We start from the raw sequence: 26481 nt of genomic DNA, 5'->3' as shown, positions 1-26481 counted from the left end.
CACCGTTTGGTGAGGCTTAAATTATGTTCACATCCACAATATCATCGAACTGGAATGAAGTATGTATTTTATCTCGTAGCCCGATACATTTCACTTTCCTATTCTGCGGGTCCAATTGCACCACTTTTACTTTTTCCTCAGAGTAATCAAACCCATTATGAAAACGTACCTCCACTGGCAAACTATCTGTCATCGCCCTCTGGAGTTTGAAACCAATCTCTTCGATTTGTTGTTCATCCAGAATAGGTTTCTCAATGCGCTCATCTTCTTTCCATACCTTCTTTATCATTTCGACGTGTTCAGGAAGCATGAGAGACGTCCACTTAATTGTCCCGCGGTCCCGATTTCGATTATCCATTGACTGCACCTTTCCTTTCTCGACAGGGATATACCGACAGAATTCCATCTTTTCTAAATGAGCGTACTTTGTTCCGTCTGTAGCAATAAGCAAGGACATGATTTTCACGTACATCAACAACACGAATTTTCCGCTGGCTCATGTTCCCTTTTCCATCGACATAAATCAACTCAAGGTTATTCCTAGTACCTACAGCACGATTCAATACTCCATTCATCTGTCGTTACCTCCCCTTTTATACGAACGCTTGTTCTGTTATTATGTATGATATCACAACTTTATGAGAAGTAAACTGGAAAATGGAGGTCTTTAAAATGAGATTTTTTAAGGATTTAGAAATGGCTATCTTTTATAATGATGAGACTACTAAGATAAAAATCAACGAGCAATGGTTTGGAGAACAAATAAGAAAACGCCCCGTTGTAGATGAACATGGAGATCCACTCATAATATCCATGAACTTTATGGGAATACCTGTGGAGTTTAGTGAGGATGTAGAGGATTTCGAATTAATAGTCGAAACATAATAAAACCCACCTTTGAGAGAGGCGGGCAGAAAGAGCAGGGCTCACCACTCACCCCGCAATAAAAAAGGATGACTTCCCCCGGTACCCTAGAAATAAGGGTATGTATATATTATGCAATCCTATATTATTTGTTCATAAAAAAGACCCACCCTTTGGAGGAAGGTGGGTCTTGCTCTGTAAGAACACTCGCTCGCTAAACTTTAATTGAACAGAGCATCTATAGCTTATCATTTATTCTTTTGTATTTTCCAGTCCCGCGTCTTCCAATGCTGAATGTAAACGTTTGATCTCTTCTTCATTCTTCTCAATCAATGCTAAGAAGTTGTGACGGATACGGTTTACAACAATAGCCGCCTCTTCTCGGGTAAGTTTTGCTCCTGGTCGTTTATCCTCAAGGTAATCATTCTCGGTAGCCTCTTCCCAATCATCTTCAGCCCAATGACTCACCTTATTGATATCTCTAGCCATTTCATCTTCCTCCTTTTCTTTATTAGCTATAGAAGAATATCGCTTCAAAGCTTCTTTGAGTGCCTTTTGTGTGTTTGGTCCATACAATCCATCTACCATTAAATGGTGGGCTCTCTGGAACCCCTTGAGTGCTTTTTCTGTCTCCGGCCCAAACGAACCATCAATCGATAAGGAATATCCCAGCTGTCGTAAATCCCGTTGTAAATCCTTGACAGAGTCACCTTTGTTTCCTTTTTCAAGCCACCCCTTGTCTAATGGATCGTAATGCTTTCCTTTATATGCTACACCGAAATACTCACAAATCCCCTGCGCATGTTCGGCAGCCACTTCCACCTGAAAATCTTCCTCCAACATAAGCAATGCTTCTCTTCGATCATCCATGAATCCATTTTCCGTTAGGATAGCCGGGCCATGGAATTCCCTAAGCACATGGAAGTTGTTCCGTTTAATACCTCGATATACTTGCTTTGTTCCACGTCGAAGATACTTGCCTACGCACTCTGCCAGGTGTCTTGTGGTGTCTGTAATCCATCCATTGTAGATATGAACAGAAATACCACTAGCCGTGGAGTAATCAAAATCAAAACTCACCGCATTAAAATGGACAGATACATAGATGTCTGCCCCATAATCATTAGCATATTTGGTTCGGTAACTAAGAGGTGTATCTGCATCACTTGGTGCGACCAAAAGAACACGGAAGCCATGAGCGAGTAAGATATCCGCAAGAAACGCTATCACTTTTCGGTTGAATTCATTCTCTCTAATGGATCGCCCAAGCTCAGAGATGTATGGCGTCCGTTTGCCTGGAGTCCCCATCCCATGACCATCATCTAAAGCTACTGTCTTTCCATTCCATTTCCCATTTTGTTTAAGCAGTTTGGCCATTATTTTAATCTCCTTTCTTGTAATACACGCTTCTGCTCTTTACCTTTTTTACTTACGTAGGTGTTTTTCCAAACCGAATAAACTCCGATACCTAACATCCCCCCAGCAACGACGACAGTTACAAAAGCGCTAATACTCGCTTCCGTAAGCCACTCATAGCGTATATTGAGAGTAGCCAAAAACCCCATAATCGCTGTCAAAAAACCTCCAACAAGTGTTGCTACTTCTTTGATTTGTTCTTTCATATTTAGCCTCCTAGATACTAATGTACTGAGATAAGAAAACAATTACTGATATCGCCACGGCAATCCAAGCTGGGAGGTTGCGGTGCCAGTTGTCTTTCTGTTTGATGATTCTTTCCACATCGTCTTTGTCAGCCTTTTTCTCCATCTTTTCGTCCCACGCTTTAATATCTTTCTTATTCTGCTTGGAAACTCTATCAGCCTCATTAGCTACCACTTGTGTTTGTTCTACTTTCTTTTTCATATCCAGCACGTTGTCCAACTTTTGGTTTTGTTGAGCAAGCGACACTTTAACATCCATGAGAATAGTCATGAATTTCTCCATGTCATCCACTTCCTTTTGCTCTGACATTGCTCGACCCCCTTAATGCAATCGTTAGGTTCGAAGAGTTATAGCACTCTCCCATATATAAGAAAAAGGATTCCCCAGATTTGGGGGGTCCTTTTTTGCATAAAAAATACGCCTATTCGGCGTTGAACTTTTCTCGTTAATTACTTTTGCGTTTATCATCGGCAGCTCCCTTTTGCAACTCCATCAACCTAGCTTCTAAGATTACATTTTGATGTGTTAAATCGGCAACCCTTTGTTTATAAATCGCAAGTACGGTGTTAGCGTCTACTTTCTCATTACTCATTCCGAATCACCTCCTTTTAAATCGGCACGAACTAAGCGTTGAAGTATCCGTACATAATGTCGCTGAACCTCTTCATCTACAGGGAGCTCCCCAGTTTCTATTCCTTCTTCTATGTCATCTATTGGTATATTTACGTTGAATAGTTCGTAGTCACCGCAATCAGTGCATTTTAATGCAAGGTTTTGATACTCGTTAAACTCGTTTTTCTTTAACGTAATTCCATTAACATCGGTGTAGTATACAGAACCGCAGCCCGAGCATTCGATCTCAAGCACAGTCTCCCTAATCCCTTTTAACAACGATACTCCTCCTTAATAAGACCAACTTCCCGTCCAGTACATGTAAGATGCGGTATTTACACGTTCCACATAGAAGTTGAATCCTTCTTGGTTGATGTAGCTTGCGTTTGGTGGCGAATTGTTGGAAGCTGCACTAAAGCTGATACTTGATGGTGCAACTGCGGATTTCATAGGGAATTGAACAAATGTCGATGCAACTGCGTCCCCATTCGCTATTCCGGACCCTGCGCCACCTACACTGCATTTACCGCTTTGCCCGTTCCTTGTTCTTAATTCTCCGCCGATGTAGACATTACCGCTTGACGCGAAGAACTCGAACTCCTCTGCACCGGAACCAAAATTCACGTTACTCGAAGCGTTAAACGTCCCCGAGGCGGTGATACTACCTAAGAATTGCGCCGAATTGTTGACGACAAGTTGATCGGACGCTATTTCGAGGATGTCGCCGTCTATTACTACATCTGCAGTCGTAGAACCGATGTCAACGTACGCGCCCATGAGTTCTATCGCCTCGCTCGAATAAAGCGAAAGATCGCCACTTGCGGAAATCTCGATATTATGGACGCTACCGGACGTAGTTGCTCGGATGTAATCGTTCTGGATCGTCCCTATACTCCCTGACGGTGTTGCTTCTTGGTCGTAGAAGAAACGGATAATCTTCGTACCTGAATCGTTCGGGGAGCCGAGTACGATTTCGTCACCGACGCTTAGGTTTGTACCTACGTTGATAAAAGCATCCGTGGTGATGTCGCCCGCCGTTACTGTTCCGAGGTCCACTGAAATAGCCGACAAATTTGATACGGAGATTTGGTTAGCTGTGATCGAATTTGTGTAGATCTGACCACCGTTAATGTACGTTGTATCTTCGTACTTCCACAGGTCAGTCGTTACTTTTGCATCGTCTGCGATGTCTTGCACAGCATTTCCGTACGTACACTTCCGTTCATACGTGCTGTATCCTTCAGGAACTCCGCCGGCCTCCCAATCTAATCCGATCCACCCGGAGTCTTGAATGTTATCCGTTAGCCAGAAGTGAGCACTTAGGTAGTCTCGAGTTGTCGAAGGGATGTAAACCTCCAGGTAGACCTCGTCATATGTCCCGTTATAAACTAGACGAACTTTAGAGAACGCCACATTGCTATAGTTAGACGACGAGTTCACCGCGATGAACGGAGATTTTCCGTAATGAATAGATGCCTCGAAAGAAACTGTCTGATGCGTGCTTGACGTGGTGTCTTTAAGCAAGAATCGTCCGAAAGCTCGGTTACCGGTGTTCTTAGCGATACGGAACCAGGATCCGGAGTTCGCTCCGTCGATAGTGCTTTGGTAGTAATAGTTATTTCCGATGGTTACGAACGCCTGGCCAAAGGTTGTCGCATCGTCAACGATATTCGGACCCTGCGGGCCTTCGATACCTTGTGGGCCTTGCGGACCTTCGGGGCCGGTCGGGCCTGTTGGTCCTTCGGGTCCTTGCGGGCCAGTATCGCCTTGATCGCCTTTGTCACCCTTCGGCCCCTCGTACTTAGACCACGTGTAGTCGGCAGGGTCGGTTCCTTCCGTCTGTGTCAGCTTGTTCGGAGCGATACCGATGTACGATTTACCGTCAGGGAAGTTAGACATCCCATTACCGTTTGCATCATCGGCGTATCGAATCCATGTGTACGTAGGGTTTCCGTCTTCACCCGGCGGTCCTTCGATACCTTGTGGTCCTTGCGGTCCCGTAGGTCCAGGGTCACCTTGCGGCCCTGTCGGTCCCTGTGGTCCAAGAATCTTCGACCAGGTGTACTCGGTAGGATCACTAGACTCGGTTGAGGTCGTTTTATTGTGTGCAATACCGATGTACTCTTTACCGTCCGGATAGTTAGCGATTCCGTTACCGGAGCTGTCGTCTGCGTATTTAATCCACGTATAATACATTTGACCGTCAGCCCCGTCTTCGCCAGGAATACCTTGCGGTCCCTGCGGGCCTTCCGGACCGGTGTCTCCCTTATCGCCCTTGTCACCTTTAACCTTCGTCCAGGTATATTTCGTATAGTCAGTCGAATCAGCTTGAGTGAAGTCCGTGTACTGACCGATGTACACCTTCCCTGTGGCGTTTGACGTCGTGAATCCAACGGAACCATCCGAGGAATCAGCGTAAGCAATGTGTAGGTAAGACGTTTGACCGTCAGCACCTTCCGGCCCCGGAATACCTTGATCGCCTTTAAGTCCTTTTGTTCGCGTCCAGTTGTAGTCCGCCGGGTTCGTGGAATCGTTAACTGTCGAGTCAACATACATACCGATGTAATCACGGTCAGGATTCGATGTAGAGAAGTTTACTGTTCCATCGGCGGAATCCGCATAAGCGATGTGCGTATATGACGGTTGTCCGTCTTCACCTGGTGGTCCTTGAATACCTTGATCTCCTTGTGGTCCTTGCAAACCGCGTTCACCTTGAGGACCTTGCGGACCTTCAGGCCCTACTAAATCCTCGGGAGCCGGAGACCATTCAGTAGCTACGTCCCCAAACTCTACCTTGATTTTGCGTATCTCTACGTCCCCTGTGGCATCGCGCATTAGTACAGTTACATTGTCGCTTATTCTATCTATCTCTTTGTCCGCCATGGTTACCGTGTCTGTTACCTTTATCCAACCGTCGGAAGTTCCCTCGGGAATAGCCTGAGACCCTAAGTCGATCGCATAAGAATAATCGCCATCTGTGAAGTCGGTTCTCAATTGGAAACCTAACCACGGATTAGTAGTCCCGTACACGAGGTCAGTCGTTCTTGCCTCGTAAGAAACCGTAAATGTACGTCCTTTAAAATCGGGCTTTACAGAATCGGCTATTTTCATTTCGTTGCTTATTCTCTCACTATTCTCGTAGTCCGTACTAGACCATGAGAATGTCTGATCGGTATTTAACATCAAGTTCCTACCTGTAGGACCGCGATCCCCTCTTTCACCTTTAATCTTTGACCACTTGTAATCATCGGGGTTATTCGAGTCGGCTTGCGTGAAGTCCGTGTAAGTACCGATGTAATCACGATCAGTAGGGTCAGTAGTAGAGAAATTTGTATTCCCGTCAGCACTGTCAGCCCATGCAGTGTGAAAGTAAGGTGTCTGCCCGTCTTCCCCTTCGGGGCCTGGGATACCTTGATCTCCTTTTTCACCTTTGATTTTCGTCCATTCGTAATCAGAAGGATCAGTAGAGTCTGTTGAGTTAAAGTCAACGTACATACCGATATACTCTTTACCTGTCGAGTCCCCTACTGAGAAATCTTCAGAACCATCGGAACTATTTGCGTAGGCGATGTGTGTATAACTAGGTTGGCCGTCTTCTCCGGGAGGTCCTTGAATCCCCTGATCCCCTTTTTCTCCTTGGATCCCCTGTAAACCTTGAGGGCCCTGATCCCCCTGCGGTCCTTGAGGGCCACCCGGTCCAGTCATCCATTTACCGCTATCTTCATCCCATCGTTTCCATAGATCTTGGTCAGGGTCAGATGTATCAATCCAAATAACACCTTTATCTTCAGGAGGGGTATCCGAATAAATAATTTTAGCTTTCGTTTTAAGAAGATTTCTTAGGTCCTTCTTTAAAGCATTCACTTCTTCTTCTGAATGTTCGAGGTATTCACCTAGGGTATACGTTTTTCTGGTACGTTTCTTAATAGAACCTTCTCTTCGTATGATCCTTGCATCCAATAACATCGCAGGGTTATAATCCGTTGCTTTAATCCGCAGATTGTCACCAATGCGAATTTTTTGGTGAGATAGACCACTTATATGCTCTATATCTGCTCCATCAACCTTAAATTGTACAGCTGCACTAATTTGTCTTTGCAACTCTTTTTCCGTAAGTTCAATTAATTTTTCTCTCGAAAACTCTTCTCCCGAAAGGCTCGGTTCAAATTTCCCCCAACGATGCTTCCCTTTTCGCACCCAATTGATACGAGCAGCTTCATTAGTAACTTCTACACGTTCCCGTGTTCCATCTTCACGGATAGGGCCTAAACCAACCAGTGCGGTATAAACATTATCTGTATCTTCAATCTTTTCAGCATCAATTAGATCATGCCCCGTCTCGATCACTCTTCCTCGCCACTCACCAACACGTTTTACTAAATCCACATAACGACCAGAAACTTTACTACCCTTGGTCTCTATCCGAAAACGGATCTCTAGTCCAAAGATTTTTGCTACTTGATGAATGGCATCAAAGGGGTTGATATCCTCTTCAAACGCGACGGTTTGGATGCTGGTATCTTGGGTAATTCCAAGCGTCCAATCTGTTCCCTTCAATACAAACGTTCCTGCAGATCGAACCGTTTGCCCTTCTAACGTGATGGGTTGAATAGGCTTGTCTACTTTTAGTTCATGGTAGGTAGCTTTGGAGTTAACCACCATGTTTTTCTTTCGTTGTTTGGATCGAGTTATAACCATTTCCCGGTAATAACCATCATCCCCCATGAATATCGCACGGTTCATCTTTCCTAAATAGGGAGCCGCCCGACCATAGGAGAACGTTTTGAAATCCAGGAAACCTCCCTTTTTGAAATCTTCAATATAATTATCTGCCCAATATTCCTCTTCAGGTATATGTGCTACAATACGATCTGTTTTTTTATCCAAGATAAATATAGTGTTTTGTGGAATAATCCTGTTCAATAGTACTCCTCCTCATAAAAAAAAGAACCCTTATGAGTTCTATCAAGATACTTTTAATCATCTGTATTTTGGTGACCAATATATCTTGGTTTGAAAAGTATTCTCAGGAAATTGAAACAGGGTATTTCCACCAGGGTATAACGAAAAGAATGAGACGCCGAATTCACCTAACTCTTCTGTCCGATCTTCCCCATTGATTAAAATAAGTCGATCTTTCATATCAATGATGACTTTATCCCCTGCACGAAGAAGGTAAGGGATTTTTTCAGGTTCCGTATGGTACTCCCAGAGAGTCACTCGATTCACTTTCATTTTGGCTTCTGTACGAGAGGGCCATTTTCTGAAAGCCAGTTGAATTTGGGTAATAGGGTTTTGATAGTTTTCTTCAACGTCTTCATAATAGTATTGAGAGCGTACCCAATCATGTGTTCCATCTGGTTTGCGGATTGCAAAGTATGGCCGAATACGTTTCTCCCCTGAATAATCATCCCGATACAATCGCATAATTCCTTTGAAATCGTTCCATCCATAACCATAATCAGCTTGGGTGTAATACTGTTCTCGATTTCCTATATCACCCAGCTGCATCTTCGCCTGAATACGTTCCATTCCTCGCCACACGTCTTCTATGCCTATTTTCGTAACAATGTGATTGTCTATATCTTTACAGTAGGCTTCAATCATGCCTGTCCCATTTCCGACGTTCAACAATTCCAATGGAATGTCTAACTGAAAATTATCAACGGACATAGGGTTTCCATTAACATCAACGATTTGTTTTTTTAATGAGGGACCTTGCCAAGCGTAAGGTTCAACAGCCGCCCCGAATGTTTCAGGAACGAAACCATCAGGAGTAGCTAGAATATTCCCCCGGATATAACCGTTGTCTACCGCATCTGCGACATTCCACCCCTCTGTGCTTGTACATAAATCATCCATTACGAGACTCCGGCGTTCGTAAGGGGGCGTGTCCAGTTCTCCTGGTTCCCCCACTCTCATGTAAGGCCCCACTGCTGAAACAAGGTCCATAAATAACGTGTCTTTAAGAACATCGATCTCAAACCGAGGCTTTGTTTCAACGGTGCCATTATTCATGATAGTTACTCCATCATTAGAAAACGTTGCATTCTCTTCATCCCCAAATCCATATGGATCCAGACATAAAAATTGAATAGTCCCCCTTCTCAGGGAAACTATTCGGTCAAAGTCATCAAGGGTGTTTTGTACAATAGCATAATACGTCCTCCCAGGCTCATCATCTAACTCTAGAGGAGCAGATTTTTCCGTAAACAGCCAATCGGCCAATTCTTCTTTCAACTGTAATGCATGTTCATCATCTTTAACTTTGAACCCAACAGGCTGTCTAATAACTAAAGGCTCTATTTCAGTTCCTTCTAAATAACCCCCAGGCATGCCAGGAACTTTTAAAATTTCTCTGGATACAGCAGCGAAAGGGGGCTTGGATCGGCCCTTTTCTAAATAGAGCCAAGGCTTTCTTATATTGTTGAATTTAAAACTTTTCCTCATCTATAAAAGCCCCCTATGACTTTTCGTTTTTTGTATTTCAGAAATAACCGGTTCCAAAGAACCACCTAAAGTATCAGAATCAAGGTATATGTCAGTATTTTTAAGCAAAATCTGTGATAACAAATAAACCGCTTGCTTTGTTTCTACGACTTGTTGTTCAAGCTTTTCATAAACTTTTTTGAGATCAATGCTATCATCTTGAGGTGTTGGCGCAGACAATTGATACGGCCTTTTATTTCCCTGATCTATATCCTTACCTGCTAGCGCCAAAAGTTTTTGGGCATCTGTCCTTCTAGCGGGGTCAGTAGGAATGATCCATTCGCCATGTCCGCCTTCAGCCAATTCATATAGACCTCGGTTCTTAACAAAACCACCTGTTTCATATCCAACATAACTACCGCCTCTGGCCATTGCTTTAATACCCGGCACATTAAACACACTTCCGTAACGTCTTTTAATGTATTGGATAGCAGCAGCCGCATTATGAACAGGGTTAAATATGTCGTTTAAACCTGGCAACTTATTCGCATTAAATGTTGGTCCAATGGTTTGCATTAAACCTTTACTTGGAATTCCTCTCTTAGCGTTAATATCCCAGTTATTTTGAGCTCTCGGGTTACCGCCAGACTCATGTTTAGCTATTGTAGACAAAGGACCCAACCAACTAGAAGGAACACCAGTTAGACCAATCGCTTGCATAAGCCATGAACCTACATCTCCACCAACGGATCCTCCGCCTCCGAGGAGACCGCTCATGAAACCTTTGACGTTATTCCAACCTTCCTTGAGGCCGCCGCCATAGTCTTGAAGGGTTCTAACCCCAATGTCTTTTAGGTTCCCCCAAGACAAACCTTGAGAAAGCCCCTCGATAATATGGACGCCCATACCTTTAAACACACGGGATGGTGAACGTATACCTAATTTCTTTTTAAAGGTTTTAATCAAGTTAGACGCTACTCCACGGATAGCCTTCATTACACTGAAGTCGCCATCATCTATCCCTTCAACAATACCGGATGTTATGCCTTTACCACCTTCAATGGCGTCCTCTTTCATCTCTCCCCATTTAGATAGGGCTTTGCCTCCAATTTCTCCTAGTTTCACCGTTAAGTCGATGCTAAACTGATCCCATTTCGATAAGATCTCTCCTGTTGCCCAATTGACTTCATCAACATGATCTTCTGCTTGTTCCTTTGCTTCTGCAACGACATCGCGGTGCATCTCCTCTGCTTTTTTCACAGATTCATCGCGTTGTCTTTTTGCTTCTTCAATAACTGTATCCGCTTCTTCTTTAGACCAAGCACCCGTCTCATCTCTTTGTAGGATAGCGTTTTGAACTACCTTTTGGTATTTCTCTTCTGCTTCCTTTACAGCACCATCTTTTGCTTCCTTACTGTTTTTCACTGTATCTGCTGCTTGACGTGCGGTTATTTCAGAAGCATCATTTCTCAAGCGTTCCATGATGGCTTTTTGTTCAACTTCCGATTCAGTCATCGTTTGAACAGCTGTAGTCTTCATTTCTTTTTGGATGCGGTTTATTTCCCTTTGCTCTTCTCTGGTGATCCCTCGGTTTTCTTCTGCAGCTGTTTCACGGATCTCTTTAATACGCGCCAACTGCTCCTGAAGGGTTTTCTTTCTTTCCTCATGACTCTCTTGCATGCCTGTTAGCATTTCTTCTTGTTCTTTTTCTGAAAGCTCTTTAGAATTCGCAAAAAACTCTTGCATCGATTGATAGGATTCATCAAATTTGGTTTCCATCGCGGTACTGATTTGACTAGTCATTTCCTCAAAAGTTTTCACTAATTTTTGGGAATTCTCATCTGTGATTTCTTGACCGCTCCAGAACAATTCATTTAATTCAGCAGTAGCTTCATCATTCAGCTTTTTATATCCTAGTACCGCTTCTGTGGTTGAATCCGAAACCTTATCTCCAAAGTCTTCCACGGCAGGGATGCTATCCTCTTGGAGATGATCATGAAGTTTCTTTCCACCTTTGATCAGTTCAGGAATAGCCATTGTAGCTAAAAGACCCATCGGTCCCATTAAACCGCCTAGTCCTAAACTAGCAACCCCTGCAACCTTTCCAACCTTTGTAAGACTTCCGGAAGCTTTGTTAAAGGACCCTGCGCTTTTGACGGCTTGATCACCTGACTGGACAGCTGTTCCACCGAATGTATCCAACTCTTTTCTTGTGTCCTTAGAACTCTTGCCCATCATCCCAAAGAAACGTATGGACTTTGAAAGTCCTCCCGTGAAAAGGCCCACGGTCCGTAGAGTAGTTCCCATTACTATAGACAAAGGTCCGATCGCTGCGGCCAATCCAGCAATGGCTAGAATGTTCTTTTGGGTTTTAGGCTCCATTTCACCGAACTTCCGGATCCACTCCGTTGCCGTTTCTACAATTTTGGTAAAAGGTGGAAGTAGATGCTCCGATGCCATAATTGACAATCCTTCAAGAGCAGACGTGAATTCTTTCATTTTTCCGCGAGCATTGTCACTCATGGTCTCTGCCATTTCACCAGCAGCTCCATTAGCGTTTTCCAGTTCTTTCGTGTTATCTGCTAATGTTTCTGAACCGCCTTCTAATAAAACAGCCCAATGTTTATATGCTTCGGCACCAAACAAGGTAGTAAGAGCCGCGGATTTCTGTTCTTTGTTCATGCCTTGAGTGCCATCTTCAATCTCTTTAATGATATCAGGCATGGATTTCATATTTCCTTCAGCATCGAAGAATGACAGACTCAGCTCTTCCATAGTGCCCTTCATCTGTTTGGTTGGCTTTGCTAGTCTGCCAAGTGAAGAAGCAAATGCTTGCCCAGCCATAGAACCTTTCAGTCCACTATCCGCTAACACCATCATAGCGCCTGCCGTATCTTCAAAACTTATTCCAAGACTGTTGGCAACAGGTCCAGCGTATTTCATAGCTTCGCCCATTTGCTCTACATTCGTGTTAGCGTTCGCTTGCGCATAAGCGAATACATCCGAGGCATGACCGGCTTGTTCCGCTTCCATCTTATACATACTCATGGTATCGGTGACTATATCGGAAGCTCTGGCCAATTCCATGTTCCCTGCAGCCGCTAGGTCGAGAACCCCAGGAAGACCGTTCATCATTTGCTGAGTGTCCCATCCAGCCAATGACATGTATTTGAGGGCTTCTGCACTCTCAGATGCACTGAATCTTGTTGTCGCACCCATATCCTTAGCTAAACCCTCAAGCTTCTCTAAGTCTTCACCTGTAGCCCCAGAAGTGGCTTGTACTTCACTCATAGCCGCTTCAAAATCTGCACCTGTTTTCATGGCCGCTGCACCCATTCCCATAATAGGTAACGTAAGCCCCATAGTCATCGTGTGGCCAGCACTAGTCATTTTTTGGCCAGCAGAATCTAATTTACCAGAAAAGTCACCGAGGTTTTGACTGAGCTTTCCCCACCTGGAATTAGCAAATTCTTGCTCCTTGCGCATTTGCTCTAACTCTTTACGAGCATTACCTACATATCGATCAAGGTTATTTAATGCAGCAGCTTGATTGTTGTACTCCCTAGCCGCTTTTTCTGCCTGCTTAGATCCTTCACCATGCTCTCGGACCATCTTGTCATATTCTGCCCGAGCTTCTTTGGTCACTTGTTTTTGCACGCCAAGCTTTTTATTCAATCCTTGAAGACGAGTTTCATACTTGGAAAGGGATTGGTCGGATCGATCGAACGCAGACATATTGCTTTTCATTTCACTATTGACCGTTTTCAATCGGTCTTTCAAACCTTTTAGCCCGCGTTCAACCTTTAAGGAATCTAAGTCGAGACCTATGGACAAACCTTCTATCTTCTCCATGTTCCCCCTCCTTTCTTAGACCGCACAAAAAAGCCCCTTATCCACCGAAAGCAGCGATAAGAGACTTTTCTTCTTTTGGTTTATTTTTTTCTGTAAGTATTTCGAGTACAAAATGGTACGGCATACTTAATATTTCATTGATGTCCTTACCATTTTTCATCATGTCCATGATCAACTTATCAGCATAGTATTTCTGCTTTTCATATGTGAAATCTTTATCCGTTAATTCTTCTTCTCCAGGAACTTTTTTGTCTCATCACTTTGGACCCCGTTGGCAGCAAAAATGATTTGTTCCTGAATGGTCGCGATAGCGTTTGGACCATGCAAACCGTTAAACAACTCTTCTTTAGTAAACTGTTTATTATAAAGACGATCTGCAATAAAAATAAGGGCCTTATCAATCTTTTCTTTTTCTTCTTTCAAAGAATTATTGCTTGATTCAAAAACTTCCTCCGCTAAATCCATAGCTTCATACACAACACTAAAATGAAGGAATGCAGGAGTAAGGAACTTTTCCGTTACAACCTCACCTTCATCTTTTACTTCTTTAACCAGCTCGATCATTTGTCTTTTTAGATTTGCCATTTATTAATCTCCCTTTCGTTTTTGAAAATAAAATAAAACAGAAGAATTTACTACTGTTTCTACTCTTCAACTTTTTTAATTAATGGACGTTTGGCCTTATTACTTTCTGAAGACAATTCTTTCAGTCGTTCCTCGGATACCCTCTTATTCGCTGGTTTGGGAAAGCGATCCCCTTTGAAGTATTCCTTGTCTTCCTCCAAATCACGGAAACTTTCAATAACTTCATATTTAGCTTTTGCCATTGCCGTTTTCACCTCTCCTATTGCTTCCACATACTTAAGGGAAGCCATTGATTGGTCAATCTGTTCAAATGTATCGTTAAAGGGCGTATGATTCGTATACTTCCCCTTGAAGAAAAGTCCTTGATGATCGTTCATCACCCCTGCATTATGATAAATGTTCGTTTCGGAGTATCGATCAACATTATCTGTTGGCCAGCAAAAGTTTAGTTCACTAGGAGTCTCAACACTTTTTTTAAAATGAAACACATTCCATAATTGCGCCCACATTTCCGCTGTCCATTTTTGGATAGGAGTATAACCGGACTCGTGCTTTCTTACATATTCTGATTCTATCTCACTCAAAAATTTAAAAAGCTTTACGGAATCTTCATAGACTTTCTTCCAGTATGAGTAAGTAGGGGATTGGATAGCCCATTGAGCACCACCGATGGGGTTATTCTTTCTGATTAGTACCGGATCCACCTCAATGAATTGGCACATCCGCTCCAGTAAACCGTCTCCCTTACTACCAATATACTCAATACTTAAATAGCTCTCACAAGATGAGGCTAACCACAAATTCTCTGTAGGATGTACCTCTGGTATCTTCCGCAAAAGAACATCACTGTCTAAGTAGAAATAGGTTCCACTTTCTCTTGCCCGGTCTTCTTCAAGATACTTCATCCAGAGGTAAGGCTTTATGGAAGGAATATATGTTTTATCATTTCGTCGATCATCATACACATGGACTTCCGCTTGATATTTCTCTTCGAAATACTTAGGGATTTGATCATCCTGCCGAGCAAACAGCAGGACAATCTCTTTAATCCCTAATTTTTTTAACCGTGTAAGGCAGACTTCAAGTTCCCATTCAAACCGTTTAATGGCTGGTTGGCATAGAATATATTTCATCTGTTAACCCCTAGGCGGAGGTCGTAGTTGTTGTAGTCGTAGTTGTTGGGTAGGACTTGCCGAACACCGCTTGGAATAAAGCATCCCGTTTCGTTGTTTCACCTTTAACCTCTTTAGCGAAGACAACTGATTTTTCATCATCAAACCCATTAACTTCCCGATCCATAAAAGCTGCTGTAATCTCTTCACTAGAAAATTCGGTTGTTTCTTGTTTAGTGGATCCTGATTTGTTCGGGCGCATAAACATCCCTTTTGTAAGACCAACCCATTCTTTGGATCCATCTTCATAAGTTTTCGCAAAAACAACAGCCACATATGGAGGGTTGTCTGAAGACCCATGTGCAAGAAGGCCGTTTGTGGATTCTTCAAGCCCAAACAATACTTTCTTATCCTCGCTGGGAACTTTATGAAAGGCAGACGTAACGGATATGTTTCCACTTGATACAGCAATTTCGGCAACTTGGTTATCCCCCCATGCCCTAACTGCTTCTTGCGGCATTTCAACCGTGAGATTCTGCAAAAACTTCACGCGTGATGGATCTGCCTTTACTATGCTAGTTCCTGTCTCATCCAGTGGGGCATAATAAAATTCTTCCACACCAGTAGACGCTTTGTAATCTTTTTCAGCCACTATAATCACTCCTTATTTATTCATAAAAAAATACACCTCATAAGGTGTCAAAATCATCTCTATATACGGTTCCCGTGTACCTGCGGGCATCTCTAAACACATTAAAATCTTTGTCCCATTCTGGAACTCCACCGCGCTGGGCAAATCCTAAGCTCCACATTAAATTCTGGATATGGACGGCTAACGATTCAGTAATTGAATTATCCTTGGACCAAACATCAATCTGATAAAGGTGACTCTCCTTCAACCACATATCATCTGCAAATTCAGCAGGTCGGGGGACATCTAAAGGGTCAATGATGATATGAGTGTTTACCAGGCTTTCCGCTTCTGGAAATTCATAAAATTTAATCCTTTCAGCTGCTTGTGCTTTGATATACGGGTCAGCAATCAGAGCATCATATATTTCTTGAAGTTTCATAACCCTCTCTTCACCGCCCTTAAGATTGCATTGCGATAGGCGTTTTCTGCATTCCTCATAGCTCGTGCTATCGCACCCTTACCAGCTGGGTTAGGGTTTTTAACTGTCCCAAACTCATTTAGGTGGATGATTCGATAACGATCATGAGGGCCTTTCCAGTGAACTTTCACTGTACGTACACCTGCTACCCACATAGGTTTAGATACGGTTATTTCCTCTATAGAGGCTCCTGTGTCTTTAAATCTTTCAAACTCAGCTTTCAACTCTTTAACAAACACTTCAGCTCCATCCTCTAACCCCTTATCGCTCACCCGTTGTAAAGCTTCTTTCCCGAATTTCTTTTCCAATTCTGCTAACAACTTAGGAAGCCCTTTAATATCTACACCACTCATTCGCTTACCCCTGCAATAACGCGGACAAACTGACGGTTTTGCATATCAGGTTGGACTTCTTTAATCCGGTACGTCTTGCCTTGGTAATGAGAATGATCGATGGTGACGTGGTGTTTATTGGTTGGTCGAAAAGTTGAAAGAGGGTCCCTTATCGTCAACGTTACATCTGACAAGGTTCCGTTTGCCTTAGCAACCTCTATGTCCTTCATCCATACCTCATCTACTTTCGCAAAACACGAATACAAAGTTTCTCCCTTTGACTCACCAGGCATTGGCCCTTCGTTAGCCTCAGACTCGAAAAAGGAGACAGGGGTCCTGAGCTCACCAGTATGTGTTCTGGGAGGCTTGTATTTAAATGGTTTCATCTGTCTCCTCCTCTGCTGCGAAGGCAAGAGCTAATCCGAATGAATTAAGTTCACTCAAAAAATTATCATCAAAGTATTCAAGCGCATCGTTATAAGCATAACGTGCGCGTTCGAATACTAACTCTTTCCCTTGTTCCTCGGCCAAGATATCAAAAGGGCCGCATTTTCGTTGAATAGCCTTATAAGAGAATGACAGATGATGCTTCAAATTTTCATCCTCATTATGAGAAATATGCATTCGCCTCTTAAACTCTTCAAGAATCTTAGGTGTGATTTCAGTCAATCACATCATCCCCTTAGGCTGAAGTTGTAGTCGTAGTAGTAGTTGATGTTGTAGTGGTTGCTGAGTCGTCTAATTGCAGGGTATAGACTTGAGCAGCATACTCATCGATCGGCTTACCAGTTGCATACTGCTTCGCAATATATAGGGTTGCATCTTCAAGTGCCATCGTTTGATCAAATTTCTTAATTGGATCTGTTCCTCCCACGGCAGCAAGATATTCCCCTTTCACAAAGAACACCGCTTTACCTTTAGGAACAAATTGCGATTCCACAATTGTCGGATTGAAAGGTAAATTGGTTACATAAGCACCGTTAGCATTCTGAACCGTCGCATTCGCTTGAACACTGATTTTATCGAATGGGTTTACGACCATAACAATTTTTCCTGCTACATTTCGGTACTTCTCTGTACCTTTCACTTGATGTGTAGAAAGTTTTTCTACTACACCTTTGAGTTCTTGGACGGTCGTTTTTCCAGGTTCGAAGGTCAGCGTCCCTGCTGCCGCCTTGTCAGTTACCGCGCCTGTTTCTGCATCTACTGTTTTCAAGAGACCAATCGGTTCTTTTTGATTTGGACCGCGCCCAGCAATATAGCCCCGTTCAAGTCCAGCAGACATTGCCTCTTTCATCATTGTTCGTACATAACGTTCAATCCAGGCTGGTCCCAATTTCAACATATCATTGGAAAGTGGAATAAAGGCTGTTAATTTGAGTTGAGTGATCTTCTCTTTACGGAACGTCGCGTTCAGTTGGCCACTAATCCCGTTGAACAAGTCACCCCAAACAGCCGCTCCTTCTGGATTACCGTAAATGAATTCCGTCACAGCTCCAAGGTTTTGAACCCCTACAGCTTGAAGAAACGGATGTTCCTCTACCAAGTCTTTAAATACTCGCTCTTGAGTCGTCTTAGGGAGAGTTTCAGTTTCTTTAAAGCCTCCATCTTCTACTACCGCATTAAAGAATTTCATCTCTTCACTTGTGAGCACATTCTCTCCACGTGACTGCATGATGGCATTATCATTCATCTGTGTGTTTACTTGATTTAAGATATCCTTTTGGACATCTCCAGCAAGAGCTTCAATCATTTCATTTAATGCTTCTGATTGTTTTTCTGCATCCTCATTATGAACGGCTTCAGCGAATGCTTTCTTCTTGTCTTCAAAATTCGTAAATTTAATTGGCATTTTTGTTGCCTCCCTATTTTTAGATATTTAAAAAGAGCTTACTCAAGTTCTGCTTTGGTTGTTCCGCAGGATCAGGAGTATGCTCTTTACCTTGATTACTATTTAGTTGTGCAGCTGGCTCATTTTGTCGGCCGAGCTTTGCGATGAGGCGATCTTTTGCATTTTGGAAAGGTTCTTCCTCTCCATCCTCGTCATTGTCCAGATCCTCTAAATCTTGAATTTCAATTTCCTCTCCTACTACATCGGCTAGTCCGAAAGCGACCGCTTCTTCTGCCGTGAGATAAGTTTCTTCATCCAACAGTTCATCCAGGTCAGCATCAGAACCAACGAAGCGTTTTTTATATGAAGCCCCTAACGCTTTATCAATTTTCTTTAAGTCATTAGCTGTTTTCTCCATTTCTCTTGCATTTCCCCAGACAATAGTGGAAGCGCGATGAATCATCATCATCGTATTCTCTGGCATTATGACTTTATCGCAAGCAACGGCAATCACGGAAGCTGCACTCGCTGCCATCCCGTCAATATGTGCGATTGTTTCAGCCTTGTGATTTTTAAGAATGTTGCCAATAGCAACTCCTTCAAACGCTGAACCACCAGGCGAGTTGATATGAACATGGATTTTCTCTGCATCAATATCTTGGAGTTTCCGTCGAACATTTTGAGCATTGTTTTCACTGAAAAAGAAACCGCCAATTGGACCATAAACATACAAGGAGTACTCTTTGCTCTCCCCATTCGCTTCAAAACGAATATCCGGCCTTTTATTCATCATCTCTTTCACCTGTGCTCTTAGCTCATCTGTCATTCTTTCTCACCCCCTTCAAGTGATCCCATTTCTTGATAGTTCTTCGTTACAATATGCTTATCAAGTTTTGGATCCTCACTATCTTCATGACCCGCTTCTCTACGAATCTCATTTCCAGTAAAAGCGCCTGAAGATACTAGCTTATCGATACTGGAAGCTAAGTCAAATAAATTACTATAAGAAATGCGTCGTATGTCCATTCTTGTTCCATTCATAAAGTCTTTTTTAGTAATGGCCTTGTCATTTAATTCATCCCCGATCATCTTCAACAAAGGATCAATACAGAAGGTCATATAATTCCTTGTCTGTTTCTCTACATCTGCCATTTCCCCATGAAGCAGAGCAATAGGAATGCCAAGAGATTTAGCCACATGATCCAAAAAACCTTTGGCGGTTTTATTAATGTCATCGACGTTTTGAGTCTCAACGGTATTCGACTTTTCATTATAGGTAAAACCCTTTTGTTGAGGAACAATAGCCACAGACTTTTCCGAAATGGCTTTATACATTTTATCGATGAATTTTTGTAATTTGTCCATTGTGTCCGCATCTTTGGTATTGATGCTTTCAAGATCTACAGTGGCACGGATTTGGTTCTTTCTTTTTTGAAATTCAACCAGACGTCCAAAAAGCTCTCCGTAATCTTTAAACACGCCATCAATCAAGGTAGAAATTTTTTCATTACTGTATTGAAAGTAAAAAACATCATCCATCCTGAAAGTTCGGTTATATTCAAAATCTTTAATCATTACCCCTGTAAAAGTGTCACCGACCAATGGATATTCGTTACGAGTAAAGTCATCAGCTATTAAAAGATCATCTGTATCTGACTGTATGATCAAGCATTCGTTGTCATAAACCAATTTATAAATGACTGTTTGCCAAAACGTGCTTGCCGTCATGTTTTTATTCGGACGCACATTTAACCGATAATACATTTCATCTTTTATAACTTCTTTGCCTTTTTTCACCCTGAACTCGGATTGACTGATTGTGCGAGCGATCATGTTAATGCACGTTTGAATAGCCAATCTCTTCAAGTGAACTTTATTCATGTTCTCCTCAAGAAGCTCCATATCCAACATGAAGTCTAGTTCAGAGTGCTTTTTAAATATGTCTAGTAACCCAATCATTCTCACCTCCCTAAAAGCTAATGTCTGCTATCATGAAGTCCGCTTCTTCTTCTAATTCATCATCCGCCTTCCACAGAGCATGAATGAAAGCTTGGAAGCCATCAGTTTTTCGCCTGAATTCATCTTTTTTCAAATATTCCTTGTTGCCATCTTTTTTGATCTTCACATAAACATTATTTGTATACCAACGCATCAATGGATTGTCATCATATATAATATTCCGCTTAGCAAACATCGTCTCTACTTTAGGAGCCAACAGAGAATGAATGGCTTTAGGGTTGCGAATGTATTCTAATTCAAATCCCTCAGCTTCCAATGCAGTTTTAACAAGATCTAGTCTGAATGTATCCGCAATGATCTTAGTCAGTCCATAAATTTCTCTCATTTCCACAAACCAATTAACAATATTGGATATGTCAATGACAGGTTCATCAACGATGGTGAGCAAATTAGCCTCTTCCCATTTCTTTATCGGCGCTTGTAAATTAACTTTGTCTAGGAAACCTTTTCGAACAAAGGAATGAGTTTTCCATACATAATCATCATCTACTTTAAAAAGGAGTCCGACAGCTGCAAAGTCTTTAATACTTGCAAAATCTAGTCCCCCAATACAGGTCCTGTGTTCAAGTTCAGGGAAAGGTCGGTTCGTTGCGAGAATGTCTTCCCATGGGGCAACCGTTTTTGTTAAGTCTACCTCTGGCAAGTTCATCCGCTTCGTCATGAATTCTTCGCGATTGGATGGATCATTAGCAAGTTCCTTGTATTCTTCTTGGACAATATAAAAAAGCTCCTCAGCATATTCACTGCGTGGTTCTGAAAACATAGGGTTCGCTTTTTCCCAAAAAGTTTTATCTTTCACTTCTTCAGGGTTGTCCAGTTTGCAAATGAAAGGGAACATGGAATCATCCAAATCTTTACCTTCTAGGATGTTCATAGCCCGTTCTTTCATTGTGTCTAAATATCCTTCACGAACATATCCATCAGTACCGATGAAAAATTCTCTAGGGTTTCGAACTTTACCAAGACCACTTGAGAATACACGAACTACCTCATTAGTCTGGTACTGGTGGATTTCATCATATATAACACAACCATCACGCAGACCATCTTTTGTACTGGCATTAGAGGTCCGAAATTTCATGATGCTTTTAGTGGCGTTGTTTTTGATTTGAACTTTTGTGCGGTAAAAAGCTTTTTCTAATGGTTCCTTGGATTCAATAGCATCATATACTTCCTCAAAAGAAGTCTTCGCTTGATCTTCACTGTTGGCAACTATTGAAACATTATACTTTGGAATACCATGTAATTCGCTTGTAAGGTAATGGGACAACGCGGAAATTAATCCGTTTTTACCGCCTCCACGACCCATCATTATTAAAAACTTCCGAAAAAAGTTTCTTCCTGTTTCCTTATAAAACAAAAAAACAAAGGCTGCTATGAATTTCTGGAAAGGCTCCAAAGGGAAATACCACTTTTCGGTGAACTTAATAAAGTTATTAATTAATTCTTCATCGAAATAAACATCATCTCTGGATAAGACATATTCCTTCAAATACTCTAATAATAAAATTCGTTCTTTATTAAGTTTTATCTTTCCTGTGTCATAGAGATTTATATAGTTTTCAACATGCTTATTAGAAATCATATAAGATCACTTGGATCACCAGGTCCATCACTTTTGGTCGGATTACCCCCCTCAAAACCAAAGGAACGTTCAATGCTTAGCAACTGAGTATTTACTTTATTCCTCTCAGCAATAAGGGGGTGAGCTTTGGTGTATTCTTGAGCTCCATTCTTAATAGATACTGATTCACCTTCTTTTCTAATCGCAGTATTCATACGCCGAAAGGTTTTAACTAAGTGAATATACCTTTCAACTTTTTCAACCTGGACAAGATCTTCAGTATCAATCCTATTTCTTAACAGTTTTTCAAGTTCAGTAATTTTAACTACCGCCATCCCCCCACCCCCCTCTCACGTAAATTTTTAGGATAAATCTCGGAAATCGACCCCCCTCCCCGTTCCCCGGGTTAAAAATTTTTGTCGAAAATATTAGGCGGGGGATCACCATCGTTCATCGTTCCATTTATTTTTTTTCTTTTTAAATTTGAATCGATTATGCTTTCGATTGTGACAACGAATGCAAAGAGTTTCTAAATTATCAAGTTCTAAAGCTAGCTCTGGGTGTGTATAGATTTCCTGTTTGTGGTCTACGTCTAGACGTTTATGTTTTTCAGGATCATGTTGATCAGTAAATACTTTTCCTTGTCGTTTACATTCCTGACATTCATAATTGTCACGAACTAAAGCTTCTTGCCTTAACACTTGCCAAGCATCCGACTTATAGAAGGCACGCTTCTGGTCTTTGGCCTTGTACTCTGGCATGTTACTCTTCCCTTTTTGTACCTTCTTCATGGCTTCACTTCTTGAGTAGATGGCCATCTTACGTTTCAACGTAATCAAGCTCCTGTCCTTCCTTTTCATAATAGTTCTGTTCTATATAATCCAAGTCATCAGCTATTTGCATAATTCGTGTCGAGACTGCCCTTAGTTTCTTGGACAAATGACCAGCTTTTATATCTATACTCCAATTACCTTTAGTCACTATCTCACTCCTCTATATATAAAAAAAGCAAGGACAAAGGATGCCCTCACTTCATATTCTCTATATGTTTGCCTTCAACAATTGGAACCACTATATTAAAAGAAAGACACCTGCTAATGCAGATGTCTATAAAGTATCTCTCTCTACTTATAGGTGGCAAAGGTAAGGCGTATTTTCAGTTAGTTTTATTAAGAATTTCAGAAATTATATAGATAGTTTTTTGGCACGACTCCTTAAGATTGTCAATGCTATCCTTCTCGATTATCTCATCTAAACCCTCATGAATATACTTTAATCTATTAATGACTGAACTTATGGTTTTGATACTATTATCTTCACCTAAAAGGTAGAAATATTCACTCTTAAACTTCTCTAAGGAATCCAAAATAATGATAGGTTGTATAAGCCCAACAGGTATTTCGTCATCTTTGAACTCTTCAATTAAAGGATTAAATTTACCAATCATGTCCTCTAAATCACTTATAACAATTATACATATATTTCTTTCTATCTTCTCTTCTTTTTTCTTATGAATCAATCTGTTCGAGTCAATTTGCATTCTTGCTACGTACACCGCAACTACACCACCAATCACAGCGCTTCCAATACCAGTTACAACGTTAATAATTATTTTGAAAATCTCGGAGGTAAGTTGAATATTAAATACTGCAAAAATCAATTTGATTATAGTGAAGAATATCTCTATATTGTAAGTTTCATTCATTTATCTTTCTCTTCTTCATATTTCCAGTACCTTCTTCTGAACTCAAAATGTTCTCTGGCATCTTCATCAGCGCGCGTTAAATAACCTGTAGGTGCTTTCTTGTACACTTTTTTTTCTTTACTCTTTTTCACTATTGGTCTTTCTTTTGTCTTAAAAAAAATATAAACTCTCTCAGGATGCTCAGCTGGAATGAACGAAGAACATCCTTCTTCTTCACACTCTACAAAAGAAGTAGGTATGTCTTCGTTACTATAATAAGTCTTAAAATGTTCTTTGCAGTGTGGACAGTTCACTATATACTTTATCTGAAAGAAAGGATCACCCTCGAAATTATTTTCATCAGCTGCAACAGAAAATAATGTTAGTCCCAACTCTCTGCTAATATTGATTTCTGTTATAAATTCAAGAGGGTTGATATATTCTAAATATCTCGTCGGTTTTGATCCTAGCCATTCGTCTAACCTTTTTACGGTGTACTCATTTAATTCATCATGAATTTTTATATCCTCTAATTTTGGAAAGTACATTTTCAAACCCTTCTTTAGTAATATATTTATAGAAATGAATTTGATAATATTCTGATGTTACTTCTAGCCTTGTTTTTATCTCTTCATCACCAACGAACCAATAAACCCAAAGTATATCGTACTCTTTAGATTTGTCAATGGTATCTCGAGTGTCGTAATAAATCTCTGATAACTCTATGGCTGTTTCTTTCTCTTTTGAGCTTGCCTTTATCTTACCGCCTGAACCGTCTGAAAAATGAAACATAGAAACATAGCCTTTTTTTCCAGGTTCATCCTTTGTCATTTCATCAAAGTTACTTTGGATTAGTGCTCTTTCTAATAGCCTCTTTAATCTAAACTCCAAATCAAACTCATTTTTATCTATTTCATCCAACTTACTTTCCATACTCTGAGCAAATTCTTCAATTTCTGTCTTATGTTTATTAACTTTTTCTCGCCACTTTTTCTCTGCTCTTTCAGTCATGTCTCTTGCTATACGGTATAAAGTCTCTTTAAAATCGACTGTTGTAATAAATTCTATGCCGAAGATATCTTGCACTGCTCTTGTTATATAATGGAAAAACACAGTGTATGGAATTGGATTTTCATCAGGTGGCTGTACTATTGTGTACCTTGGTCTCATTCTCAAGGAATATTCGTTGTGTTCCAAGTCAATCGTTACAAAGTAGTAATTATTCTCTCTTTTAACTGTAGTTTGTTGCTTGCTTTTATGGAGAGTAGAGACTGTTTCTGTGAAGGTTAGTTCTATTTTCCGACCTTTTTCAACCTTGCATTCTGTCACCATTAATTCTTCAGGATGGTAGTATTCCAGAAGATTTTTTTCTGGAACCTTCCATCCTTTCTTCTTTAGCCTTTCTTCCATATCATTCGCTTCATATTCTCTAAACTCATCAAGATCATCATTAAAAATTTCGTAATAAAAAATTGTTCTATTTTCCCCATATTTGGTCTCTCTATAGAGAAAATGGTTAGCTTCCTCTTCTGGAATATACCCATTATTCACACCATCTTCCAAAGCTCTAAACATATCAGATTGAATATAGTTGTATTCAACCCCATACTTGTTTAAGAAATTACTCAATCTACTATTAATTATATCAGACTTAAAATCTGGCCTTAGAGTAAATTCATTTGCTACTTCGTTTGTCATAAAAAACACTCCAATAATTAGTAATTTTTACCCACCTCCTTTCCTTCTATATTTTGTGTTCGTTTCCCTTCTTGCAAAAGCAAAATATTTACAAAGATAACAAAAAGTCTTTTATTACAAGCAAAAAAGACTAGATTCGACTTGTTTATTTACTTTGTTATCCCTACGTTTGTTGTTACTATGCAAGGTCCCTTTCTTCACTCTTACGAACCGGATTAAGTCGTAAAGAAGGACACCTACAATATGCAGATGCCCTAAAGTATCCATATTTATCTTGTTGGCAAAAGGTATGATAAATCCCCGAAATTTATTTTTGATAAATAGCAATTGGAGTCAATTCAATTGCAGGACCTTTTAAAGTGAACGAATCTTCATTTATCTCACTGACGTCAAAATCTAATTCATCATTTGGCAAGTCCTTAAGGAGCGACATGAGTTGACTTTTCTTAAATCGCATCTTACCAGGTAGCATCTTAATTAAATCCACTTCTTGCAATGGTTTGTAGATCTTTTTGATCTTACCCAGGATAGTAAACTCCCCCTCTAATTCATAGCGATCTTCATGAAAGTTATCGCTATCCAGGGATGTGAAAAACTTATAGTCACCTTCTACATAAGGCTGGATAATACTTGTAACTTTTTGCAAGTTCATTATAGAACTCATTAATTCATACTCTCCTAATTCTTTAGGTGAAGATGTTACTTCAAGTTGAGATTTAAATTGCTCAAAAAAATCCAATGTAGATGATAACACCAATTCTGCAGGAGATTGTTTGAATTCTCCTTCGACCTCTACAAACTCCCCTGTAGTTAACTGTTTCCATATATCTTCGTCAAAACCATATAGACTTTGAATTAACTGTTTCCCTTCTAACATTTGATGTAAATCTGTAAATAGTGCAGCGGTAGACCTGCTTACACTTCCTTCTCTTTGAGTTTCTCCTTGATTAGTACTACGGTATTTAGCAGCAATTTTCCCAATATTCCCGCTCAACTCAGTAGCAGAATCTTTACCATTAACAGTTGCAAAACTGTACTCCTTCATAAAGTCCTCAATTAACATTTCCAAATACTCTTCAGTTTTCTTCCCATCACACCAATAAATTGTAGGTAAAAACATAAAAA

Annotated in this window: 30 protein-coding genes; 1 reads left to right on the top strand and 29 read right to left on the bottom strand. The window is 41.0% G+C overall.

Features of this window, described 5'->3' with window-relative positions:
• Nucleotides 1–16: 16 nt before the first annotated feature.
• Both BLW54_RS09655 and BLW54_RS09650 read right to left on the bottom strand, forming a co-directional pair.
• Nucleotides 17–358: a YolD-like family protein gene (locus BLW54_RS09655; RefSeq protein WP_074734338.1), complete on the bottom strand. Its 342-nt coding sequence runs from the start codon at nt 356–358 to the stop codon at nt 17–19.
• Nucleotides 351–575, bottom strand: coding sequence for a hypothetical protein (locus BLW54_RS09650; protein ID WP_074734336.1), 225 nt, complete (start codon nt 573–575; stop codon nt 351–353). Before BLW54_RS09650 ends, BLW54_RS09655 begins: the two co-directional genes overlap by 8 nt.
• Before the next feature lie 97 nt (nt 576–672).
• Between BLW54_RS09650 and BLW54_RS09645 the strand changes: the two genes are divergently transcribed.
• The gene (locus BLW54_RS09645) at nt 673–885 is read left to right on the top strand and encodes a hypothetical protein (protein WP_074734334.1); all 213 of its coding nucleotides are present in this window, start codon (nt 673–675) and stop codon (nt 883–885) included.
• A 231-nt stretch (nt 886–1116) separates the two neighbouring features.
• Here the strand turns inward: BLW54_RS09645 and BLW54_RS09640 are convergent, their stop codons facing one another.
• The 27 genes from BLW54_RS09640 to BLW54_RS09525 form a co-directional block, all read right to left on the bottom strand.
• The gene (locus tag BLW54_RS09640; protein WP_083391505.1) at nt 1117–2241 is read right to left on the bottom strand and encodes an N-acetylmuramoyl-L-alanine amidase; all 1125 of its coding nucleotides are present in this window, start codon (nt 2239–2241) and stop codon (nt 1117–1119) included.
• Nucleotides 2241–2486: a phage holin gene (locus tag BLW54_RS09635; protein WP_074734332.1), complete on the bottom strand. Its 246-nt coding sequence runs from the start codon at nt 2484–2486 to the stop codon at nt 2241–2243. The genes BLW54_RS09640 and BLW54_RS09635 overlap by 1 nt, the downstream gene beginning before the upstream one ends.
• 10 nt (nt 2487–2496) lie before the next feature.
• Nucleotides 2497–2835, bottom strand: a complete 339-nt coding sequence (locus BLW54_RS09630) for a hypothetical protein (RefSeq protein ID WP_074734330.1) — start codon at nt 2833–2835, stop codon at nt 2497–2499.
• Between the two features lie 136 nt (nt 2836–2971).
• Nucleotides 2972–3118 (bottom strand): hypothetical protein, encoded by a 147-nt coding sequence (locus BLW54_RS20705; RefSeq protein WP_167358802.1) that lies wholly within the window; start codon nt 3116–3118, stop codon nt 2972–2974.
• Complete coding sequence (locus BLW54_RS09625; RefSeq protein ID WP_074734328.1) at nt 3115–3417, bottom strand: hypothetical protein; 303 nt, start codon at nt 3415–3417, stop codon at nt 3115–3117. Before BLW54_RS09625 ends, BLW54_RS20705 begins: the two co-directional genes overlap by 4 nt.
• A 12-nt stretch (nt 3418–3429) precedes the next feature.
• Nucleotides 3430–8061 (bottom strand): phage tail spike protein, encoded by a 4632-nt coding sequence (locus tag BLW54_RS09620; protein WP_074734326.1) that lies wholly within the window; start codon nt 8059–8061, stop codon nt 3430–3432.
• Nucleotides 8062–8118: 57 nt separating this feature from the next.
• Nucleotides 8119–9588, bottom strand: a complete 1470-nt coding sequence (locus BLW54_RS09615; RefSeq protein WP_074734324.1) for a distal tail protein Dit — start codon at nt 9586–9588, stop codon at nt 8119–8121.
• Nucleotides 9589–13419: a phage tail tape measure protein gene (locus BLW54_RS09610; protein WP_074734322.1), complete on the bottom strand. Its 3831-nt coding sequence runs from the start codon at nt 13417–13419 to the stop codon at nt 9589–9591.
• A 37-nt stretch (nt 13420–13456) separates the two neighbouring features.
• Nucleotides 13457–13588: a phage tail assembly chaperone GT gene (gene gpGT / locus BLW54_RS21175; protein ID WP_392387174.1), complete on the bottom strand. Its 132-nt coding sequence runs from the start codon at nt 13586–13588 to the stop codon at nt 13457–13459.
• Nucleotides 13589–13641: 53 nt separating this feature from the next.
• A complete protein-coding gene (gpG, locus tag BLW54_RS09605; RefSeq protein WP_035518803.1) occupies nt 13642–14004 on the bottom strand; it encodes a phage tail assembly chaperone G in 363 nt (120 codons plus the stop codon).
• 59 nt (nt 14005–14063) lie between these two features.
• Nucleotides 14064–15137: a hypothetical protein gene (locus BLW54_RS20965; protein ID WP_074734320.1), complete on the bottom strand. Its 1074-nt coding sequence runs from the start codon at nt 15135–15137 to the stop codon at nt 14064–14066.
• A gap of 10 nt (nt 15138–15147) precedes the next feature.
• Entirely contained in the window at nt 15148–15768 is a 621-nt protein-coding gene (locus tag BLW54_RS09595) for a major tail protein (RefSeq protein ID WP_074734318.1), read from the bottom strand.
• 37 nt (nt 15769–15805) lie between these two features.
• Nucleotides 15806–16189 (bottom strand): hypothetical protein, encoded by a 384-nt coding sequence (locus BLW54_RS09590; protein WP_074734316.1) that lies wholly within the window; start codon nt 16187–16189, stop codon nt 15806–15808.
• Nucleotides 16186–16581 carry a hypothetical protein gene (locus BLW54_RS09585; protein ID WP_074734314.1) on the bottom strand — a complete coding sequence of 132 codons (396 nt, stop codon included), beginning with the start codon at nt 16579–16581 and terminating at the stop codon, nt 16186–16188. The genes BLW54_RS09590 and BLW54_RS09585 overlap by 4 nt, the downstream gene beginning before the upstream one ends.
• Nucleotides 16578–16946 carry a head-tail adaptor protein gene (locus BLW54_RS09580; RefSeq protein ID WP_074734312.1) on the bottom strand — a complete coding sequence of 123 codons (369 nt, stop codon included), beginning with the start codon at nt 16944–16946 and terminating at the stop codon, nt 16578–16580. The genes BLW54_RS09585 and BLW54_RS09580 overlap by 4 nt, the downstream gene beginning before the upstream one ends.
• Nucleotides 16933–17184, bottom strand: coding sequence for a hypothetical protein (locus BLW54_RS09575; protein WP_074734649.1), 252 nt, complete (start codon nt 17182–17184; stop codon nt 16933–16935). Before BLW54_RS09575 ends, BLW54_RS09580 begins: the two co-directional genes overlap by 14 nt.
• A gap of 58 nt (nt 17185–17242) precedes the next feature.
• On the bottom strand, nt 17243–18412 hold the full coding sequence (locus BLW54_RS09570) for a phage major capsid protein (protein ID WP_074734310.1): 1170 nt from the start codon (nt 18410–18412) through the stop codon (nt 17243–17245).
• Between the two features lie 19 nt (nt 18413–18431).
• On the bottom strand, nt 18432–19217 hold the full coding sequence (locus BLW54_RS09565; protein WP_074734308.1) for a head maturation protease, ClpP-related: 786 nt from the start codon (nt 19215–19217) through the stop codon (nt 18432–18434).
• Entirely contained in the window at nt 19214–20356 is a 1143-nt protein-coding gene (locus BLW54_RS09560) for a phage portal protein (protein ID WP_074734306.1), read from the bottom strand. Before BLW54_RS09560 ends, BLW54_RS09565 begins: the two co-directional genes overlap by 4 nt.
• Nucleotides 20357–20360: 4 nt before the next feature.
• Entirely contained in the window at nt 20361–21995 is a 1635-nt protein-coding gene (locus BLW54_RS09555) for a terminase TerL endonuclease subunit (protein WP_074734304.1), read from the bottom strand.
• The gene (locus BLW54_RS09550) at nt 21992–22309 is read right to left on the bottom strand and encodes a P27 family phage terminase small subunit (protein WP_035518821.1); all 318 of its coding nucleotides are present in this window, start codon (nt 22307–22309) and stop codon (nt 21992–21994) included. The genes BLW54_RS09555 and BLW54_RS09550 overlap by 4 nt, the downstream gene beginning before the upstream one ends.
• A 105-nt stretch (nt 22310–22414) precedes the next feature.
• A complete protein-coding gene (locus tag BLW54_RS09545) occupies nt 22415–22735 on the bottom strand; it encodes an HNH endonuclease (RefSeq protein ID WP_074734647.1) in 321 nt (106 codons plus the stop codon).
• 58 nt (nt 22736–22793) lie between these two features.
• Nucleotides 22794–22955, bottom strand: a complete 162-nt coding sequence (locus tag BLW54_RS20700) for a hypothetical protein (RefSeq protein ID WP_167358801.1) — start codon at nt 22953–22955, stop codon at nt 22794–22796.
• A 175-nt stretch (nt 22956–23130) separates the two neighbouring features.
• Nucleotides 23131–23679, bottom strand: a complete 549-nt coding sequence (locus BLW54_RS09540) for a hypothetical protein (protein WP_074734302.1) — start codon at nt 23677–23679, stop codon at nt 23131–23133.
• The gene (locus tag BLW54_RS09535; RefSeq protein WP_074734300.1) at nt 23676–24206 is read right to left on the bottom strand and encodes a hypothetical protein; all 531 of its coding nucleotides are present in this window, start codon (nt 24204–24206) and stop codon (nt 23676–23678) included. Before BLW54_RS09535 ends, BLW54_RS09540 begins: the two co-directional genes overlap by 4 nt.
• Complete coding sequence (locus BLW54_RS09530; protein ID WP_074734298.1) at nt 24169–25356, bottom strand: hypothetical protein; 1188 nt, start codon at nt 25354–25356, stop codon at nt 24169–24171. Before BLW54_RS09530 ends, BLW54_RS09535 begins: the two co-directional genes overlap by 38 nt.
• Nucleotides 25357–25663: 307 nt before the next feature.
• Nucleotides 25664–26476, bottom strand: a complete 813-nt coding sequence (locus BLW54_RS09525) for a DUF6414 family protein (RefSeq protein WP_074734296.1) — start codon at nt 26474–26476, stop codon at nt 25664–25666.
• Between the last annotated feature and the right edge of the window lie 5 nt (nt 26477–26481).

It is taken from the genome of Halobacillus karajensis (genome assembly GCF_900108515.1).
In the GTDB taxonomy this organism is placed as follows: Bacteria; Bacillota; Bacilli; order Bacillales; family Halobacillaceae; genus Halobacillus; species Halobacillus karajensis.
Note: the sequence above shows the minus strand (reverse complement) of the source record. Positions and strands in the feature narration are given on the sequence as shown.

Bases quoted from the DNA above. Each gene is read 5' to 3' on its own strand.
- BLW54_RS09655 (WP_074734338.1), bottom strand. From the start codon at position 358: ATGGATAATCGAAATCGGGACCGCGGGACAATTAAGTGGACGTCTCTC.
- BLW54_RS09650 (WP_074734336.1), bottom strand. From the start codon at position 575: ATGAATGGAGTATTGAATCGTGCTGTAGGTACTAGGAATAACCTTGAG.
- BLW54_RS09645 (WP_074734334.1), top strand. From the start codon at position 673: ATGAGATTTTTTAAGGATTTAGAAATGGCTATCTTTTATAATGATGAG.
- BLW54_RS09640 (WP_083391505.1), bottom strand. From the start codon at position 2,241: ATGGCCAAACTGCTTAAACAAAATGGGAAATGGAATGGAAAGACAGTA.
- BLW54_RS09635 (WP_074734332.1), bottom strand. From the start codon at position 2,486: ATGAAAGAACAAATCAAAGAAGTAGCAACACTTGTTGGAGGTTTTTTG.
- BLW54_RS09630 (WP_074734330.1), bottom strand. From the start codon at position 2,835: ATGTCAGAGCAAAAGGAAGTGGATGACATGGAGAAATTCATGACTATT.
- BLW54_RS20705 (WP_167358802.1), bottom strand. From the start codon at position 3,118: ATGAGTAATGAGAAAGTAGACGCTAACACCGTACTTGCGATTTATAAA.
- BLW54_RS09615 (WP_074734324.1), bottom strand. From the start codon at position 9,588: ATGAGGAAAAGTTTTAAATTCAACAATATAAGAAAGCCTTGGCTCTAT.
- BLW54_RS09610 (WP_074734322.1), bottom strand. From the start codon at position 13,419: ATGGAGAAGATAGAAGGTTTGTCCATAGGTCTCGACTTAGATTCCTTA.
- gpGT (WP_392387174.1), bottom strand. From the start codon at position 13,588: ATGGACATGATGAAAAATGGTAAGGACATCAATGAAATATTAAGTATG.
- gpG (WP_035518803.1), bottom strand. From the start codon at position 14,004: ATGGCAAATCTAAAAAGACAAATGATCGAGCTGGTTAAAGAAGTAAAA.
- BLW54_RS20965 (WP_074734320.1), bottom strand. From the start codon at position 15,137: ATGAAATATATTCTATGCCAACCAGCCATTAAACGGTTTGAATGGGAA.
- BLW54_RS09590 (WP_074734316.1), bottom strand. From the start codon at position 16,189: ATGAAACTTCAAGAAATATATGATGCTCTGATTGCTGACCCGTATATC.
- BLW54_RS09585 (WP_074734314.1), bottom strand. From the start codon at position 16,581: ATGAGTGGTGTAGATATTAAAGGGCTTCCTAAGTTGTTAGCAGAATTG.
- BLW54_RS09580 (WP_074734312.1), bottom strand. From the start codon at position 16,946: ATGAAACCATTTAAATACAAGCCTCCCAGAACACATACTGGTGAGCTC.
- BLW54_RS09575 (WP_074734649.1), bottom strand. From the start codon at position 17,184: ATGCATATTTCTCATAATGAGGATGAAAATTTGAAGCATCATCTGTCA.
- BLW54_RS09570 (WP_074734310.1), bottom strand. From the start codon at position 18,412: ATGCCAATTAAATTTACGAATTTTGAAGACAAGAAGAAAGCATTCGCT.
- BLW54_RS09565 (WP_074734308.1), bottom strand. From the start codon at position 19,217: ATGACAGATGAGCTAAGAGCACAGGTGAAAGAGATGATGAATAAAAGG.
- BLW54_RS09555 (WP_074734304.1), bottom strand. From the start codon at position 21,995: ATGATTTCTAATAAGCATGTTGAAAACTATATAAATCTCTATGACACA.
- BLW54_RS09550 (WP_035518821.1), bottom strand. From the start codon at position 22,309: ATGGCGGTAGTTAAAATTACTGAACTTGAAAAACTGTTAAGAAATAGG.
- BLW54_RS09545 (WP_074734647.1), bottom strand. From the start codon at position 22,735: ATGCCAGAGTACAAGGCCAAAGACCAGAAGCGTGCCTTCTATAAGTCG.
- BLW54_RS09540 (WP_074734302.1), bottom strand. From the start codon at position 23,679: ATGAATGAAACTTACAATATAGAGATATTCTTCACTATAATCAAATTG.
- BLW54_RS09535 (WP_074734300.1), bottom strand. From the start codon at position 24,206: ATGTACTTTCCAAAATTAGAGGATATAAAAATTCATGATGAATTAAAT.
- BLW54_RS09530 (WP_074734298.1), bottom strand. From the start codon at position 25,356: ATGACAAACGAAGTAGCAAATGAATTTACTCTAAGGCCAGATTTTAAG.
- BLW54_RS09525 (WP_074734296.1), bottom strand. From the start codon at position 26,476: ATGTTTTTACCTACAATTTATTGGTGTGATGGGAAGAAAACTGAAGAG.